The organism is Roseibacillus ishigakijimensis (assembly GCF_016595415.1).
In the GTDB taxonomy this organism is placed as follows: Bacteria; Verrucomicrobiota; Verrucomicrobiia; order Verrucomicrobiales; family Akkermansiaceae; genus Roseibacillus; species Roseibacillus ishigakijimensis.
Genome location: NZ_JAENIO010000063.1, coordinates 1 through 15,490, shown reverse-complemented (window position 1 = coordinate 15,490; position 15,490 = coordinate 1). Strand labels below are relative to the sequence as shown.

The 15,490-nt window shown below is 59.1% G+C and carries 15 protein-coding genes; 11 read left to right on the top strand and 4 right to left on the bottom strand.

The features are described from left to right. Positions 1-586: 586 nt before the first annotated feature. The 5 genes from JIN78_RS16105 (at position 587) to JIN78_RS16085 (ending at position 4,874) form a co-directional block, all read left to right on the top strand. Positions 587-1,801 carry a hypothetical protein gene (locus JIN78_RS16105; RefSeq protein WP_200393025.1) on the top strand — a complete coding sequence of 405 codons (1,215 nt, stop codon included), beginning with the start codon at positions 587-589 and terminating at the stop codon, positions 1,799-1,801. Positions 1,802-1,860: 59 nt separating this feature from the next. After that, positions 1,861-2,523 (top strand): glycosyltransferase family 32 protein, encoded by a 663-nt coding sequence (locus JIN78_RS16100; protein ID WP_200393024.1) that lies wholly within the window; start codon positions 1,861-1,863, stop codon positions 2,521-2,523. Continuing rightward, positions 2,414-3,205 carry a glycosyltransferase family 25 protein gene (locus JIN78_RS16095; RefSeq protein ID WP_200393023.1) on the top strand — a complete coding sequence of 264 codons (792 nt, stop codon included), beginning with the start codon at positions 2,414-2,416 and terminating at the stop codon, positions 3,203-3,205. The genes JIN78_RS16100 and JIN78_RS16095 overlap by 110 nt, the downstream gene beginning before the upstream one ends. Before the next feature lie 89 nt (positions 3,206-3,294). After that, positions 3,295-4,236 (top strand): hypothetical protein, encoded by a 942-nt coding sequence (locus JIN78_RS16090; protein WP_200393022.1) that lies wholly within the window; start codon positions 3,295-3,297, stop codon positions 4,234-4,236. A 47-nt stretch (positions 4,237-4,283) separates the two neighbouring features. Next, complete coding sequence (locus JIN78_RS16085; protein WP_200393021.1) at positions 4,284-4,874, top strand: hypothetical protein; 591 nt, start codon at positions 4,284-4,286, stop codon at positions 4,872-4,874. A gap of 86 nt (positions 4,875-4,960) precedes the next feature. On the opposite strand, the gene JIN78_RS16080 is transcribed toward JIN78_RS16085, so the two are convergent. Continuing rightward, the gene (locus tag JIN78_RS16080) at positions 4,961-6,070 is read right to left on the bottom strand and encodes a hypothetical protein (protein ID WP_200393020.1); all 1,110 of its coding nucleotides are present in this window, start codon (positions 6,068-6,070) and stop codon (positions 4,961-4,963) included. A gap of 93 nt (positions 6,071-6,163) precedes the next feature. On the opposite strand from JIN78_RS16080, the gene JIN78_RS16075 reads away from it, so the two are divergent. The 5 genes from JIN78_RS16075 (at position 6,164) to JIN78_RS16055 (ending at position 10,160) form a co-directional block, all read left to right on the top strand. Beyond that, positions 6,164-6,625 carry a hypothetical protein gene (locus JIN78_RS16075; protein WP_200393019.1) on the top strand — a complete coding sequence of 154 codons (462 nt, stop codon included), beginning with the start codon at positions 6,164-6,166 and terminating at the stop codon, positions 6,623-6,625. Between the two features lie 120 nt (positions 6,626-6,745). Beyond that, positions 6,746-7,195 (top strand): MarR family transcriptional regulator, encoded by a 450-nt coding sequence (locus JIN78_RS16070; RefSeq protein WP_200393018.1) that lies wholly within the window; start codon positions 6,746-6,748, stop codon positions 7,193-7,195. A 64-nt stretch (positions 7,196-7,259) separates the two neighbouring features. Further along, positions 7,260-7,937: a purine nucleoside phosphorylase YfiH/LACC1 family protein gene (locus tag JIN78_RS16065; protein WP_200393017.1), complete on the top strand. Its 678-nt coding sequence runs from the start codon at positions 7,260-7,262 to the stop codon at positions 7,935-7,937. Positions 7,938-8,214: 277 nt separating this feature from the next. Then, positions 8,215-8,736, top strand: a complete 522-nt coding sequence (locus JIN78_RS16060; protein ID WP_200393016.1) for an RNA polymerase sigma factor — start codon at positions 8,215-8,217, stop codon at positions 8,734-8,736. A 2-nt stretch (positions 8,737-8,738) separates the two neighbouring features. Beyond that, on the top strand, positions 8,739-10,160 hold the full coding sequence (locus JIN78_RS16055; RefSeq protein WP_200393015.1) for a VWA domain-containing protein: 1,422 nt from the start codon (positions 8,739-8,741) through the stop codon (positions 10,158-10,160). 3 nt (positions 10,161-10,163) lie between these two features. Here the strand turns inward: JIN78_RS16055 and JIN78_RS16050 are convergent, their stop codons facing one another. Then, a complete protein-coding gene (locus tag JIN78_RS16050; protein ID WP_200393014.1) occupies positions 10,164-11,030 on the bottom strand; it encodes a sirohydrochlorin chelatase in 867 nt (288 codons plus the stop codon). A gap of 95 nt (positions 11,031-11,125) precedes the next feature. Here JIN78_RS16050 and JIN78_RS16045 point away from each other — a divergent pair, with 95 nt between their 5' ends. Continuing rightward, entirely contained in the window at positions 11,126-11,656 is a 531-nt protein-coding gene (locus tag JIN78_RS16045; protein WP_200393013.1) for a hypothetical protein, read from the top strand. Here JIN78_RS16045 and JIN78_RS16040 read toward each other — a convergent pair. Together JIN78_RS16040 and alaS are read right to left on the bottom strand one after the other, a co-directional pair. Continuing rightward, positions 11,636-12,202, bottom strand: coding sequence for a lipoyl protein ligase domain-containing protein (locus JIN78_RS16040; RefSeq protein ID WP_200393012.1), 567 nt, complete (start codon positions 12,200-12,202; stop codon positions 11,636-11,638). The two genes, JIN78_RS16045 and JIN78_RS16040, sit on opposite strands and share 21 nt — an antisense overlap. Positions 12,203-12,300: 98 nt before the next feature. Next, a complete protein-coding gene (gene alaS / locus JIN78_RS16035; protein WP_200393011.1) occupies positions 12,301-15,441 on the bottom strand; it encodes an alanine--tRNA ligase in 3,141 nt (1,046 codons plus the stop codon). Between the last annotated feature and the right edge of the window lie 49 nt (positions 15,442-15,490).

The window sequence follows — 15,490 nt, the reverse complement described above, 5'->3', positions numbered from 1 at the left end:
CAGAAGCCTCAACACCAACCTTGAAATCGACGAATAAATAGCCAATCTCACGCCAACGACCACCGAGAGTTTTAACGACCTGTGGGACATCCCCCGAATTCTCCACATACGTTAGTGACGCTGTTGTTTCTCTTGTGTCTGATAGACCTTCTGATGCTAGCTTCTATTTGAGTGAGATTAATGACAAATCAGTAAAGGATGATATTTTGGAAGAAGTTTATAAAAACTTAAAGTCTTTCGATAAAAATTATGCTGATCGATGGCTTAGTGATATGATTGAGTAGGCAGTGTGGATCGGTGTTTTGGGTTGAGGCTTTATTCGTTCTTGTTTGATGATAATCTACTGAAATTCGAATCTTTTCTTAATTTGTTTATTGCCATGAATTGGATTGATGTATTCGGAGGATTCGAAGAGTTCTCCTTGTTTGTCGAAAATTCAGGTCACTTGCTAGGTAGCGGTTCGCTTTGCTCAGGTATTTTTCATACCGATAAAGTCTTTGGCGACAGTTCTCGGAACTCTCATTTGGTTTTGGCTTCTTGGGACGAAAGTCGTGATTCTAGGAAGGGTTACGATGATTTCGTTGGGATGGCTCGAGCAGTCCAAAAATCCCGCTTTAACACCATTCTTCGCGTATATCTCGGCAAATCGCATGAAAATCAGGTGGAGGCTTTGGTGGCAGCGGGATGTGAAGTGGTGGTTATGGAAGAGGTCCCCGGGATGGTCGGGCAGGAGCGGCTTTGGCCCCTCTTAGCGCTGGAGGAAGACCGTTTGGTGACCTTCACTGATACTAGTTTGAGCGGTCGCTTTCTGCTGGATGTGCAGCGCACGGAGCTGGTGGCGGAGAGTGGCTTGGGTGGCTGGCGAATTCCTTACCATATCCCGGCGGCGGCTCATGAGATTGGGTATCGCCCCATCAATCCCCTGCGTTTCGGCAGTTGCCGTTCCTACCCTGTGCGGGAGCTGCTGGGTCAATTTCTGGCTGCTTGCGAGGCAGGGGAGGTGTCGTCGATGGCGCAGTTGCCTTGGGGTGGCTCGCGGCCTATCGCGGGCGCTCGTTGGCCCCATCAGGATTTTGCCAGTTGGTTTCTGATGAGTGTTCTCTACCCCCGCATGGCGGCGGAGGGTTTGCTCACACTGGTCCCGGCAGAGGGTGAGTGGCCCTTTCTGCCCCTCGATATCGAGTATGCGACCTGGGCTAATCCCGCATCCGAAGTGCTGCTGACCCGGCCCGCGCGCGATCCATGGGAGACCATGGTTCCCGAGCCCCGGCTCAGGGTGCGGGAGGGAGCGCAAGCCTATCGGCGGACGCGTGTGAAGAAAGGGCCGCGGCAGGGCATTGATGGCGAAACTCCCGCGCCGGAGGTGAATCGGCTGCCTGGTCATGAGGGTGGTCTGCGTTCCTGGCTTGGACATTGTCAGGCTCATTGTTCCTCGGAGTGGTGGATTGATTTCAGTCCCCAGTTGCGTCTTGGAAAGGAAGGGGGCGATCTCTTTCTGGATCGAAGCTATGAGAGCTGCGACGTGGTCACTTGTGGTTCGTTTTTCCTGAAATTGTCTGCCGAGATGATTCGTTTGGCCCGCGAGGAGGGGCTGAACGAGTGGCGGGAAGGGGACCTCCTGAAGGTGCCCAAGTTAGAGGGACCGGCTACTCTTTGGCGAGCAGACTTCGCGCGACAATTTCTCTCCCGCTGGGACTCGTCGTCGTTTCGCCCTGAGTTTTTGCTGCGGTTGCAGATGGAGCAGGGCCGAGCCCGGGTCCGTCACACCACCACCGAGCGGATGGGCTGGCAAGTGCGTTGAATCGTGCTGATCTGTCCGACACTCTCTCATTGAAGCTTTCTTGAGTTTATCTTTCATCCATGATTCCCAAGCGCCTGATCTGCACCCATAAATCTGAATACGCCCTGGAACCGAAATTGCGCTTTTGTCTGGAGCGTATGAAGGAGCTGCACCCGACTTGGGAATGGTGCTTCTTTTCCGACGAAGATTGTGAGGCTTTTGTAGCCGAAGAGATGCCGCAGTATGCGGAGCTTTATCGTTGGTATCCGCGTCCGGTGCTGAAGGCGGATTGTTTTCGTCTCCTGGCGGTTATGCGGTTGGGTGGTTTTTACTTGGATACGGACTTCTTGGTGGAAGCTCCGCTGGATCCTCTCTGCGAGCACGAGGTGGTCTTTCCGTGGGAATGGACGCTGGGCTGGGATGATTTCGAGATGCGTTTTCCGCCTTGGTTGGGCTTGAAGGCCGAGCGCCGGGCAGTGGGGAATTACGCTTTCGGAGCGGAGGCGGGTCACCCCTTCCTGCAAGCTTTGCTCGACGAGATGGTCGTGCGCACGGAGAATTTTGAAGCGGAGAATTGTGTCGATCTCGATGTTTTGCACGCCACGGGACCGGATCTGGTGACCAGTGTGTATTATGAGCGGCGTGAGGAGTGGTCGACGGTGCACTTGTTGGGTTCGCGCACGATGGGACTGGGGGCATTATGGGGAACACCTCATCAATGGCAGTTGGCGGCAGTGGGATGATCCTGAATGTAAGGAGGAGGTCATCCAGAAGACAGCGGAGGGAAGATCCTCTTCTCCGGCTTGGAAGATTTTTGTTATCACCCTGTCCCGGAATGAGGAGCGAAGAAGGAATGTTATCCGGCAATTGGTTTCCAGTCCATGGAATTTCGAGGTTGTGGAGGCGGTGGACGCAGAGTCTACCAAGCCCGAATTGTTGGTCGCGAGTGAGAATCCGGTGGAAGTCCTGACGCCGGGGGAAATCGCTTGCTACCAATCTCATTTGAGGGTTTTGCAGCGGATTGTGGATTATGGGCTCCCGTATGGAGTCATTTTGGAGGACGATTTTCGTTTGGGGAGAACGGAGAGTTTGACCTTGGGCAATCTCTGGACTCGCTTGCCTGGCGATGCCGATCACGTGCAGCTGCACAATCTGCGCAATGAGATCACGCGCGAGTATGAGATTGAGGCGGAAGGCCGCTATTTCAATAAGCTGGCGGTAACCAATGCGCTGACGATTGGCTATCTGGTCTCCCGTCGATTCGCCAGATGGTTTCTGGGGAACCATTCTATTCCCCAGCGTCCCATTGACCATCAATACACCCAAGTCAGCAAGGAGGGGGAGGGTTTATTCGGGTTCTACGATTGTCAGGAGCGGCTGATTGATGGCTTTTGGGAGATGCCGACCACGATATCAGGGCGGTGAGAGAAGGGAGATTTTTCGGGAGAGGGGTGGGAGGAGACGGAGAAACTTCCGGCTTTAGATTCTTTGTTAGTTCGCTAGAATCATCCCCGATGGCTGGAATTGACGCATCTTTCTTCGAAAAACTCTGGGCGGCGAGTTTCTCCCGTTTTCGGCGCCCGGTGGAGGGGGTATTGCTGCCAGTTGATTTGACTGAGGAGTTGGTGCGTGAGCTTTGGGAACGGCTTTTGAGCCGCTATCCCGAGATGCCGGGAAAGGCGGTCTTCTCGGCGGCGCTCCTGGAGGAAGCGCATGACTATTCCCGCCACCGCGTGCGGGAGGAGCGGACCCGCGAAGGGGATCCCCAGCGTTACCACGATCCTGCCGATGGGCGTTACGAGGCCAATCTGGACTTGGACAAGCTGCAGCGGCGTGGCGAGGGGCGGGAGGCGGTCTTTCCGGACCGGGAGTGGGATCGGCTGCCACCGGTTTTGCGGGCTTTTGCTTTTTCCACTTTGGCCCGGCGCGGGGTGCGCAATCAGGATGCGGAAGATGTTTTCATGGAAACCTTTGCGGAACTCCCCCGGCCCAAGGGCTCGGACCAGCGGGCACCCATCGAGACTATCCAGCTTTTTGAGGAGGTGATTCCACTTTTTACGAAGATGATCCAGTTCCGGGCCATCGATTGGATTCGCAAGCGCGCCGCGCGGAAGAACCAGCCCAACAGCCAGTTTTCTTACGAGGAACTGACTGAGGAACAGGAGAATGTGCGGCAGTTTGAGGATCGCTCGGCACGGGCCTTTGGCGAGGCCGCGGACCTGACCTTCGACCGCATTTACGACCTTTGCCAGGAGGCTTTGACTCCTTTTGAATGGGAATTGGTCTTTGCCGTGCATGTCAGCCAGTCCCACACTATGGGTGAATTGTTGGAAGAGGGGCCCGTGCTGGAGAAATTGCAGTTGCGCCCCTCGGATTCTATTTCTAAGAAACGGCGTATTCTCAATGAGAAGCTGCATGGCGCCTTGTCGAAATTGGCTGATATTTTGCAAAAGTAGAAAAACCTTTGTGCCAAGCTTCGGTTACTGAGCTACCCACTATGAATATGTGTTCTCCCCCCCACCATGACGATGATCGCATCCAGGCGGTGATCGGCATTCTTGAGAAAAGTCTGCAAGCCCATCCTGATGAGGAGATTCCTCCTCTCCCTGACGATTTGCGGGAGCGCTTGCAAAGGCAGTATGGTGAAGAACAGGCCCCGGCTCCCCGGCGCGCGACTGCCGGTTGGTGGGAGCGCCTGCGTGGGTTGGTGGTGCAACCGGCTTTTTCTGGCGTGATGGCGGCTCTGGTTTTGGCGGCAGTTTTGCTCGGCTTTCTCTCTCAAAACGGGGCGGAGGAATCTGCTGAGCAAATGCGCGGTGCTGCTTCGCAAGAGGAGGCGACGACGGTGATTCTTCTTTACCAGCTGACGGAAGAGCAGCAGGCGGCTATCCTTGCCAGCGGCTACTTCGAACGCGGCAGTCTGCAGGTCGTCGATGAGGCCACCGTTTTGGCCGAGTGGGTTGCTCGCGAGGGTCAGAGCATCGTGGTCGATGGGGCGGAAGGTGAGATTCGCAACGAAGAGGGCCACAGCCTCACCCTGCCGGTCGATGAGGCGGCGGTAGCCGATGTCATCGTCGAATTGCTCGGCTCCTGAATCCTCTCGGGGGGGGCACCCTCTTCGGGGCGTGCCATTCCCTCCCCAAAAGGCTTGGGGTTTGCCGGGAGCAATTGAGAGTCGGCTCAAAGGGTCGCGAGGGTCCAGAAACCGGCGAGGAGTAGCAGTCCCGAAAGGGCCATTTGCATGCGGTGCCGGTGGAGAGTGCCCTGCCAACACAAGGTGCTGGCGGTAAAGAGGAACAGGACCAGGAGGGCGGCGCCAGTGGCGCCGAGGGTGATTGCGAAGAAGGCGGTGCCCGCTGGCCCTTCCGGGGTCAGGGGAAGAAGAGAAGCGCCCAGAATGAGCCCGTGGGTGATCGCAAAGCAGCAGAAAAGGCCGTGGCAGAAAGTGGGGATTGGCCGTGTGGGCAGGAAATACCCTCCCAGGGCGAGGGCTAAGAGGGAGAGAGCCAAGAGGAGGTCGCTCCCTGGCAGAGTCAGGTCCCAGTGGAGAGCCATTGTCAAAGTGCCCGTGAAAAGAATGAGATAGAGGGCCCCCTGGCGGAAAAGGGCTCGGGCTGCGGCGAAGGGAAAAAGGAGTCCTACGATGAAGAGGGGATGGCCACAGTGGGCGAAAAAGGCGGTGAATCCCCTCGGCAGTGAGGGGAGAGCGGGCGGGGGAACCGCTTCCTCCTGCTCCGCCGGGGCGGTCGCCTCGACCCAAGCCAGGGAGTAGACCTCGCCCTGTGAAACAGTGACCAGAGGGAGTTCCCGGCCGGCGGAGTGGGTGGCGAGGGTGAGGGAGGGGCCTTCTTGGTTTTCCCGCCAAAAGAGTTCCAATTCCCCGCCTTGAGCCGGGAAATCGAGTCGCAATTGGTAGATCATGCGTTGGAAGGTGTCCGGGCGCTGGGGAAAGTAATCTTCCCAATCCGAACCCCAGCGCACAAAATCCAGCTGATAGTCCTGCGAGAGCCCGGCGAGCTGCAAGTGCAGGGTTTCGCGGAGATACCGGGCTCCTTCCATCCGGATGCGCTCCTTTTCGGAGTCTGGCAGCGCGGCGAACCAGGCACCAAGGGGTCGGGTTTCGTCTTCGTTGGAGCGCAATTCCGGCAAGGCATAGCCCGCGTCCATCTCCAGGCGGGCTTCCAGGTGCTGGTCGAAGAGGAAGACGGAGAAAAAATGCTGTTCCACTTCATGAGCCCGGAGGAGCCCGGCCGCGAGGAGGGAGAGGGCGAGGAGCAGGGGGCGGATCATGGCCGCGACTTTGCCGGGTCCACCTCGCTCTGCCAAGCCTGCGGAGGTCTCCTTGAGTTGCCGGAAGGCCTACTTTCCGGTAAATTGTCTCCCATGCGCTTACTGTTGTTCTTGCCCTTCGCTCTATTCTTGATCGCTTGTGGTTCCCAAGAGGTGGAAGAAAAGACTCCCCGCCGCACGACTGCGGTGGTGGGAGAGGTGACCAGCGTCCACCCGGAGCAAGGCTTTTTGCTCTTCCGGCGCTATGGGGGCGGGGAGGTGCTGGAGGAAGGAGTGCTCAGTGCGCGCAGCCCGGATGGCAAGCGTGCGGTGGGGTTGACTTTGAGCCCCGAGAAGCTGGGGCGCTTCTATGCTGCCGATTACGAAGTGGCCGCTGGCGTGCCCCGGGTTGGCGATGTCGTCATTCGCTCGCGGGGGCTGCATGACACGGAAAACGAAGAAAAATTAGAAAAACTTCCTGAAGCGGAGGAAATCCTGCCGGTTTCCCCTTTGGGTTCGGATGTGGTTCCGGTTGAGGGGGATGAGGAGGGTGTGGTTCTAGAGGGGGCCGAGTGAGTAAGATGAGATTCCCGGGATTTTTTTAATTTTACTTCACTCTCTTTGATTTTTAGGGCAAATTTTCTTCGCTCATTTGTTGAGTTTCCATGTTGTTCCAAAATCAGTTCCAATCCAGTGATGAAAACCAGTTCCACGAGCCGAAAGGGCCAGGAGCAGGCGGATGCCGACCGCCTGGCCGACTTTGTGTTGTTCACCCAACGTTCCTGTATTCTTAATCTATCCAGCGAGCTCAATCGAGGGCACGTTTCTTTTCCCCAGTTCTTCCTCCTCACCTATTTGTCGAGCGAGGAATTCTTGACCATGTCAGATATCGCCCAGAAGATGGGTCATTCCACGGCGGCAGCCACCGGATTGGTCGATCGTTTGGAGAAAATTGGTTATGTCGAGCGTGTTCACGCTGCGGAAGACCGGCGGAAGATCATGGTTCGCATTACCCAGAAGGGGATCGAACTCGTCGCTCATCTGCGGCAGGAGATTGCGGCCGATTTGGCCAATCTAATGGCTTCCGCAGACCAGGATGAAGCGGAGACTATTGATTTTGCTCGTCAGGCGATGAAGCGGGCGTGAGGAGTCTTTGCCGGCCGGGTGCCGGAGGCTCGCTCTTTTCCACAGGTTCCACTAGGCTTCGGGCATGGTGGAACCGTTTTCGTTTTTAGAGCCTCTCCGTGGCCTGGGCTTGGCGGCAAGTTTTGTCCCTCGCGTCGCGGAGGTCGCGGGGAGTTACGACAAGGAAGAAGTCTTGGGCGAGCTGGAGCCCTTTCATCGGCAGGAGGTGGCGGCGCTGGGCTACGATTGGTCTGATCTGTGGCGGGCGGAGCAAGTGCATGGCGTGGAGGTGGCCCGTGTTCCGGCGCGGGAAGCAAGCAGAATCATCCCCGGGTGTGATGGCTTGCTGAGCAATTGCCCGGGAACTCTCCTCGGAATTTACGTGGCCGATTGCGGAGTCATTTGGGTGGCCGATCCGGTCAAGCAGGCCATCGCGCTCCTTCATTCCGGGCGGAAGGGGAGCGAAGGAGGCATCCTCCCCCGTGCCATTGAGGCCATGGGTCGGGAATTCGGCTCCCAACCTGCGGACCTCATGGTCGTTCTGGGGCCCTGCATACGGCCGCCGCACTACGAGGTGGATATCGCGCAACTGATTGCCATGCAGGCGGAAGAGTGCGGGGTGGGTTCCTTTGAGGATTGCGGCCTTTGCACGGGATCGGATTTGGCGAGCAACTACAGCTACCGGATGGAGAAGGGGCGCACGGGGCGCATGCTGGGCCTCCTCGGACTGCCCGCAAAGTCCTCGCACTTGTCATTACAATGAAAGTAAAAAATCCGTTGTTTTTTCGGAAAAGCGATCGATATTGAAAAATGCTTTCAGTGGCTCCGGTTGCTGAAAGTGAGAGGCGGACGAAAAAGGGCTTTTTGTGTGTGGGTCTGATTTCCGCCCGCCTCGCCATCGTTTTCCCCTGTGATGGGGAGGCATCGAAAGAGAACAGAGGGCGGGCCTGGTGGTCCGCCCTCGACTTTTTCAAAGAAATGCTGCGGGTGGCGCGTTCTTTTGCTATCCTGCTCCTCTCATGGGGCAGTCGAACGAAGAAATGACCGCGCTGACCAGAGACGAATTTGTGGCCGATGCCTTGGCAAAATACGAGTCGTCTCTGATCGGCTATGCTGCGGGCATTGTTCGTGATCAAGAGCGGGCCCGCGATGTCGTGCAGGATACTTTCATCCGCCTCTACAAGCAGGACATTGAAAAAGTCCGCAAGGGACTCAAGACTTGGCTCTATACGGTCTGCCGGAATCGCGCCCTCGATGTTTTGCGCAAAGAAGGGCGTGCTATTGTGACCGATGAGGAGGGTTTCGCCCGCTGTGAGGCCGAGGGCCTTTCCCCCCGGGCCTTGACTGATTGGGACGAACGCTTTCGCATGGTTCTCGATTGTTTGGACAAGCTTTCTGACAACCAGCAGGAAGTTCTGCGGCTGAAATTCCAACAGGGAATGAGCTACAAGGAGATCAGTGCGGTGACCGGACTGACCACCGGCAATGTCGGCTTCCTCATCCACACTGGGCTCAAGCGCATGCGCTCCCTTCTCCCCGACGATTTATTGGAATCCATCTAAGAATGAAAGAACTCCAGCCAGACGACCCACGAGTCACCGCCTATGCTCTGGACGAGCTTTCCACCGAAGAGGCTTCGCTGCTAGCCTCCCAAGGGCCGTCCGATGATTTTCTCCGGTCGGAACGTGTGAAAACGCAAGCCTTGGGTAAGTTGCTGAGCGAAGCCTTCGAGCGGGAAGGCCAAGTGGCTGTCCCGGCACCTGCCCGTATTGAGACCTTCCCGGCGGAGACCGGAAGTGCTCCGGTTACTATCTTGCGCTCGGCGCGGGGTCAGGAGGCTTGGCTGCGCGGAGTGGGGTTGTCATTTGCGGTGGCTGCCAGCATTGCGCTCGTTCTTGTTCTCTTGGCCCGCACCCCGGTCGGGCAGACCTTGCAAGCACGGCTGGAGCCTGAAGAGCTGCAGATGGAGGTGGTGCTCACTCCGGCGGCATTGGCCAGCTGGGGCAGCTCGCAAGCGCAGCCCGCGGTCCCTCCTGCCTCGCGGGAGCCCGCCGCCGATCCGGCTGAGCCCGAGCCTTTGATCAGTGAGGCCCAGCGCGAGTTTGCCCAGCAGATTCTCAACGATCCCCAGCGCTTTTTCGCTTCTGCCGAGCGCACCGCGCGGCGCCAGTATCTCCCGCCCGCCGATTCCTTTGCTCCTCTTCACGAGAATGGCTATCTTTCGACCCGGGAGAGCCCGAGCACGACCGTTCCGGTGATGGCTGGTCGCACCAGTTTTGCCTGGGTCGAGCGTTTCCTGCGGGAACGGGGCCAGCTGCCTCCCCGGGATGCTGTTCGTCTGGAAGAGTTGGTCAATTACCCCGATTATCGCGAAAAAGCGGGGGCCCAAGTGGGCGGAGTCGCCCTCACCAGTGAGCTGGTTCCTTCGCCTTGGGATGAAGACGTTCTTCTTCTGGGCCTGTTGCTGCAGCGGCAGCCCGGTTCCGCGGAAAGCGAAAAAGTATCCGTGGAGTTGCACGTCGACGAAGAGCGGGTCGCGGAGTATCGCTTGCTCGGCTTTGCCCGGCCCGATGGCGATGTCGTGCCGGGGGCCGATGCTTCTCATCCCCTGGCGGCGGGGAATTCGACCTATGTTTTTTACGAAATTCGCCCCGGGTCTCAACCCTTCGACGAGGTTCCTTTGGGCAAGGTTTCCCTGGCCGTTTCCAGTGATTCAGCTTCCACCCAGCACCGGGACCTGACTGTTCCCGCCATTCCGACTCGTTGGGTGGAGAGCTCAAATTCTTTCCGCACGGCTGCCACGGTGGCGGCCTATGCCCTCGTCCTGCGCGATTCGCCCTACAAGGGGTCTCTTGATTTGGCGCGGGTCGAGTCTCTGGCGCGGCAGACCCTGCTGGAGATTCCCGAGCCCGATGAGGCGACTCGCGAAGTCCTGCAGCTCATCATCGAAACCCGCCTTTTGGCTGGTCTCAAGCCCACCGCCTGAAGGCTAGGATTGCGGTTCCACCCAGCGCACGGGCTTGGAAGCAAGACCTTCGTGGAAGCGTTCGGCGAGGAGGTCGATGAGGCCCTCGTGCTCGGCAACCAGACCGGTCATGTGCCAGTGGAGGGAGGGATGCTCCCGCGCTGCTTCTTGGCAGATCTGGGCGACATCGCCCCCGGGCCCGGCATGGCGGCCGGGCGAGGCGAAGAGCATGGAGACGATCACTTCCTCCCGGTAGCCCTCGCTACCGAGTAAATTTTCCAAAAGAGGCTCGTTGAAGGCGTATTCGTCGCCCTCGCGACGCTCCATCGAGCAGGCGGTCACTTGGGGAAAGTCTTCTGCGGAAAGCAGATCCCGCACTTGGGAGGCGAGGTGGTTGCGCACTTCGGTCACCTTGATGCGGGGCGCTCCGTGGTCGACCACGGCCACGGCGGGATTGCGGAGCGATTGGGCCTCCCGGGTGGCCAGAATCTGGTCCGCGAGAATCTGCGCCATGCGGGTGTCGGTGGCCTGACTCGGATCGACCACACAAGGGGCCACCTGCACCTCCAGCTCGGGCCAGCCATTTTCGCGCAGGGCGGTGACGCGCTGGGGGAGATATTCGGTGATGGCCGCGCTGGGACCGAAGAACATGGGGGTGACCAGGAAACGGTGGACGCCCTCTTTGCGCTTCTTTTTGATAAAAGGTTCGAAGATCTCAGCCGGCACTCCGTCCAGATCGGCGGCATCGATTTTGGTGGAATGGAGCAGGGAGACGGGGTGAATCTTGTGTCCCACCCGTTGCCCCAATCGCTTGGCGAGGCTGCGGAGGCTGAAGGTGGACTCCGGGCGGTAGGAGCCGTTGTCGGTGATGAGGCAGCAGAGATCGCTCATGGCTGGGGCATGGTTGCACGGCTGGGACTTTGCGCGACCAAAAAAGTGATTTTAGCCTGACGAGCTGGTTTCGGGCCACTAGCGTGAGAAAAGTGATGACCAAGACCCGACGCGAGTATGTGCCGAAAAACTGGGAACTCCCGGCCGCGATATGGAATCGTCTCGGGCCCGAACCCGGGCGCCAGCGTCTCATGGACGAGGAGGAGCACCTCTTGCTCATTGTCCATCAGGTGCCGCAGGCTGCCGACGACGAAAAGCGGACGGCGGCTCTCTTTTGGCGTCAGCCGGAGGGAGCTTGGAAGAGCACGCCCGAGCCGGGGGGATTGACTGCGTTGGATGAGCTTCTCAAGAGCTACCGCGAGACCATCCATGGGCTGGACCAGGCGGTGGAGTCCGCCGCCGAGCCGCAGGATTACTTCCGCATCATGCAGGAAATCCAGCCCGTGCTGCGGGCGGCGCGGCTCAATCGTCTGGTGGCCTTTTTCTTTCCCTTCGCGACCTTGGTGGCCTTTTTTTCAATGGGCGATGTCGCGGCCATCTATGCGGCAGGGAGCAGTTGGCTAGTCGCCCTGGCGGGCATGATCTTCGGCGCGCTGGTTTGGGCGCTAGTCACCCGGGGCAAGTAGCTCCGCAAAGGCGGTGGCGAGAGCCTGGAGTGTGCAGCCGGGGGCCAGGATGCTGCCTTGGTGGAGGAGACCGTGCCGGGTGCGCCGCTGGGCCGCGCCCGCCAGTTTTTTGCCCTCTACATCCACGATGTCTCCGGGCACGGGGTGGACGAAGCAGGCCGGACTGTCGCCCTGCTCCTCGGCAAGGAGTTCGCTGGGGTAGCCACAGGCGGCGAGGGCTTTTTGCACGAGATGGTGGATTTCGCGGTAGCTTTCCGCTCGTGAGCAGCACGCCAGGGGATGGCTCCTTGGCAAGAGGAGAGTGTAGGTCAGGTCGCGACGGTGATCGACGAGACCGCCGCCGGTGGGTCGCCGCACGAACTGCAAGTTGGCGTTGGCAAAATGGGCGGAGGCCATCTCTTCCGTTTGGAAATAGCCGTAGCTCGCCCAGTCGCCAGCCCACTGATAAATGCGCAACACGGGTTCGCGACCAAGCCGGGCGAGGAGCTCCTGATCCCGCGCCATGTTGGTGGGACCATCGGCGGCGGGATCGATGATGAGCGGCATGTCCTTTTGGGCGGAGAAAATGGGGACCTTTCGCGGAGGTCAGTCGCGGAGGCCTCGGCGAGGCCTCCCTACCGGAGGGGAATTTTGCAGGGGAATTTCTAGGAGTTGAGTTGGGCGAGGGCGGCCGCTTTCACTTCTTCCTTCTTGTCCCGCTGGGGGGCGGCGCCGCGGGCCATGTCGGGCTTGCCGCCGCCTTTGCCTCCGGCGAGTCCGGCCAGTTCCTTGATGAGGTTGCCCGCGCCCAGTCCGGCATCGTGGGCGTCCTTTCCGCAAAGGGCTCCGAGGTGCAGCTTGTCGCCATCGTCGACGATGAAGAAGGCGGCGTGGCTGAAGTGGAGTTTCTTGAGTCCGTTCATGAGCTCCTGCAGCAGGTTGGGCGGACCCTCGAGGGCTTCCACCAGATTGCCGGTGAGGCGGCCTTCTTCCGCCACTTGGGCGAGGAAGGCATCGGCGGCTTTGGCGGCCCCGGCGGTCTCGGCTTTCTTGAGCGCTTTGCCAGCCTCCGCGACGGTGGCGCGGACTTGGTCCACGTGTTCCTGGTAGTGGCGGAAGGTGTGGATGATCTGGTCCGATTTGGCCTCGGCGAGCAGGGCGGGCATGATGTGGGGGAATTGCGGCAGGGCGATGGCGGCCTTGCCGAGGGCTTGCAGGCTAAGGTTGCTTTCCTTCAGCTTCTCGGCGAGTTGCTTCTCCTCGCGGTCGAGTTTTTCCACTTCCTCTCGCAGCCATTCCCAGGTGCTGTCGCCGCAGACCGCTTCGATGCGACGCACGCCGGAGGCCACCGCTTCTTCTTTTTTGATGGCAAAGAGGCCGATCTCGGCGGTGTTGCGCACGTGGGTGCCGCCACAGAGCTCCATGGAGTAGCCGTCCAGTTGACCGGGTTCGCCCCCGATCTGCACCACCCGCACGGTGTCGCCGTATTTGTCACCGAAGAAGGCGTTGATGTCGTCGCGTTGCTGAATCTCGGCATAGGGCCGCTCTTGCCAGGAGACGGAATCCCCGGCGGCGATGGTGGCGTTCACTTTCTCTTCCACTTCGCGGAGCTGGGGTCCGGTGAGAGCCCCGGAGGAGAAGTCGAAACGCAGGCGATCGGGAGCGACGAGGGAGCCCTGCTGGGTGGCGTCGGGCGAGACCACTTCGTGCAAAGCCCAGTGGAGCAGGTGAGTGGCGGTGTGATGAGCCTCGAGGGGGCGGCGGCGCTCGCTGTGGACGCGCAGGGTGACGCGATCACCGACCTGGAGCTGGGCCTGTGGGGGGACGAGGTGGCCGCGGGCGTTGCCGATTTGCTTGACCCCGGAGACGAGGTATTCGGCATCGCTGGCTTCGTGGAGCATCTCGCCTTCGTCACCGAGCTGGCCGCCCATCTCGGCGTAGAAGGGGGTCTGGTCGGTGATGGCGAGGAGCTTGTCGCCGGCTGGATGGAGCTCGAGGATGGTGGCCTCGCACTCGTCCTGCTCGAAGCCCACGAACGCGGTGGTGGCGTCGGATTTGAGATCGAGAGCAGCCACCGTTTCGGACTTCTGGGCCGCGCGGGCGCGCTCGCGTTGCTCCTCCATGAGGGACTCGACCGCTTCCTCGTCCAGAGTGAGCCCGCGCTCCCGGCAAAGAAGAGCCGTGAGGTCGAGAGGGAAGCCAAAGGTGTCGTAGAGCTTGAAAGCAAACTTACTCGGGAGTTCGTTCTTCTTTTCTGATATTTCTCCCAGAGAAGAAGAAATACGTTTAATGAGCTCTGGTTCATCGTTTAGCAAAGAAACTAGTCTCTCTTCATCAAGCTCAAAATTTGCAGCAGTTGTTTTACATATTCTAAATCTGAATTCTGAGAATGTTCCAATTAACCAATTCTCATGGCGGCGAATTCCTTTTTCCTCAGTTAGCTGGTCTCCGTCCACAGCACCTAACATTAGGTTGGCAAGTCTTTCTTTATCGTCTGGTAATTCGCACTTGAGAAAGGTTGGAAGTGCCCATGCAATTTCAGAACAGTAGTCAATAACCATCTTGCGAGATTCGGCAGCTGTTTCAAAGAGGGAGATACCGCGGTCGAGGGTCTGGTTGAAGCTTTCTTCCTCGCGCTCCAAGGTCGCTTTGATGGTCTCGGACTTCGCCTTGAGCTCGGGGAAAACCCCGCCCAGCTGGGCGACGAGGGTGTCGACCAGTTCGGGGAGGAAGGGCTTTTCGCCGGTGAAGCCGAGGTTGCGGCCATACTTGACCGCACGGCGCAGGATGCGGCGCAGCACGTAGTTGCGGCCGTTGTTGCCGGGCAGGATGCCATCGGCAATGGAGAGGCTGAGGGTGCGGATGTGATCGGCGATGACGCGGAAGGCGATGGCGTCCTCAAGGAGGGCTTTGTCGGCTCCGGGGGTGTTGGGGTAGATGTCGAGATACTTCTTGCCACTCAGTTCTTCCAGCTTGCGGAAATAGGGCGAGAAGGTGTCGGTGTTGTAGTTGGTCGGCTTTTGGGAAAAATCTTTAAAGCCGTCCGTGTTTTGCATGATGGCGACCACGCGCTCGAAGCCCATGCCGGTATCGACGTGCTTGGCGGGGAGGTCGCGGAAGGTGCCGTCGGGCTCGGCATTGTATTGGATGAAGACGAGGTTCCAGATCTCGATGCAGAGGTCGGAATCGGCATTGACGAGCTCGCGTCCTGCTTTGGGGTCGCCTTCGGGGGTGAGATTGACGTGCAGCTCGGAGCAAGGGCCGCAGGGGCCGGTGTCGCCCATCATCCAGAAGTTGTCCTTCACGTTGCCATTGACGATGTGGACCGCGGGGTCGAGCCCCTGGGCTTCGAACTTGGCTTTCCAGAAATCATAGGCCTCCTGGTCGAAGTGGGAGGGGTCGCCCTCGCTGGGGGCGTAGACGGTGGCGTAGAGGCGCTGGGCGGGGAAGCCCCACTTCTCGACGAGGAGTTCCCAAGCCCAGTCGATGGCTTCCTTTTTGAAGTAATCGCCGAAGGACCAGTTGCCCAGCATCTCGAAGAGGGTGTGGTGGTAGGTGTCATAGCCGACATCCTCGAGGTCGTTGTGTTTGCCGCCGGCGCGGATGCACTTCTGGGTGTCGGTGGCGCGGGGAGGGGCGTAGGGCGCGGCTTGTTCGCCGAGGAAGTAGGGCACGAACTGGTTCATGCCCGCATTGGTGAAAAGGAGGCCGGGGGATTGCGGCAGGAGAGAGGCACTGGGCACGATGGTGTGCTGCTTCTCTTGGAAAAAATCGAGGAAACTCTGTCGGATCTCGGCGCTCGTCATGTCGGAAAGGGTTATGAGCAGGAACCGCCGTGGTGCAAAACGAAAAAGC

Excerpts from the sequence above, each read along its gene's own strand:
- JIN78_RS16095 (WP_200393023.1), top strand. The coding sequence starts at position 2,414 with ATGAGCGGCGTGAGGAGTGGTCGACGGTGCACTTGTTGGGTTCGCGCA.
- JIN78_RS16105 (WP_200393025.1), top strand. The coding sequence starts at position 587 with ATGGCTCGAGCAGTCCAAAAATCCCGCTTTAACACCATTCTTCGCGTA.
- JIN78_RS16040 (WP_200393012.1), bottom strand. The coding sequence starts at position 12,202 with ATGCCGCTCATCATCGATCCCGCCGCCGATGGTCCCACCAACATGGCG.
- JIN78_RS16070 (WP_200393018.1), top strand. The coding sequence starts at position 6,746 with ATGAAAACCAGTTCCACGAGCCGAAAGGGCCAGGAGCAGGCGGATGCC.
- alaS (WP_200393011.1), bottom strand. The coding sequence starts at position 15,441 with ATGACGAGCGCCGAGATCCGACAGAGTTTCCTCGATTTTTTCCAAGAG.
- JIN78_RS16060 (WP_200393016.1), top strand. The coding sequence starts at position 8,215 with ATGACCGCGCTGACCAGAGACGAATTTGTGGCCGATGCCTTGGCAAAA.
- JIN78_RS16100 (WP_200393024.1), top strand. The coding sequence starts at position 1,861 with ATGATTCCCAAGCGCCTGATCTGCACCCATAAATCTGAATACGCCCTG.
- JIN78_RS16055 (WP_200393015.1), top strand. The coding sequence starts at position 8,739 with ATGAAAGAACTCCAGCCAGACGACCCACGAGTCACCGCCTATGCTCTG.
- JIN78_RS16075 (WP_200393019.1), top strand. The coding sequence starts at position 6,164 with ATGCGCTTACTGTTGTTCTTGCCCTTCGCTCTATTCTTGATCGCTTGT.
- JIN78_RS16065 (WP_200393017.1), top strand. The coding sequence starts at position 7,260 with ATGGTGGAACCGTTTTCGTTTTTAGAGCCTCTCCGTGGCCTGGGCTTG.
- JIN78_RS16090 (WP_200393022.1), top strand. The coding sequence starts at position 3,295 with ATGGCTGGAATTGACGCATCTTTCTTCGAAAAACTCTGGGCGGCGAGT.
- JIN78_RS16045 (WP_200393013.1), top strand. The coding sequence starts at position 11,126 with ATGACCAAGACCCGACGCGAGTATGTGCCGAAAAACTGGGAACTCCCG.
- JIN78_RS16080 (WP_200393020.1), bottom strand. The coding sequence starts at position 6,070 with ATGATCCGCCCCCTGCTCCTCGCCCTCTCCCTCCTCGCGGCCGGGCTC.
- JIN78_RS16050 (WP_200393014.1), bottom strand. The coding sequence starts at position 11,030 with ATGAGCGATCTCTGCTGCCTCATCACCGACAACGGCTCCTACCGCCCG.
- JIN78_RS16085 (WP_200393021.1), top strand. The coding sequence starts at position 4,284 with ATGTGTTCTCCCCCCCACCATGACGATGATCGCATCCAGGCGGTGATC.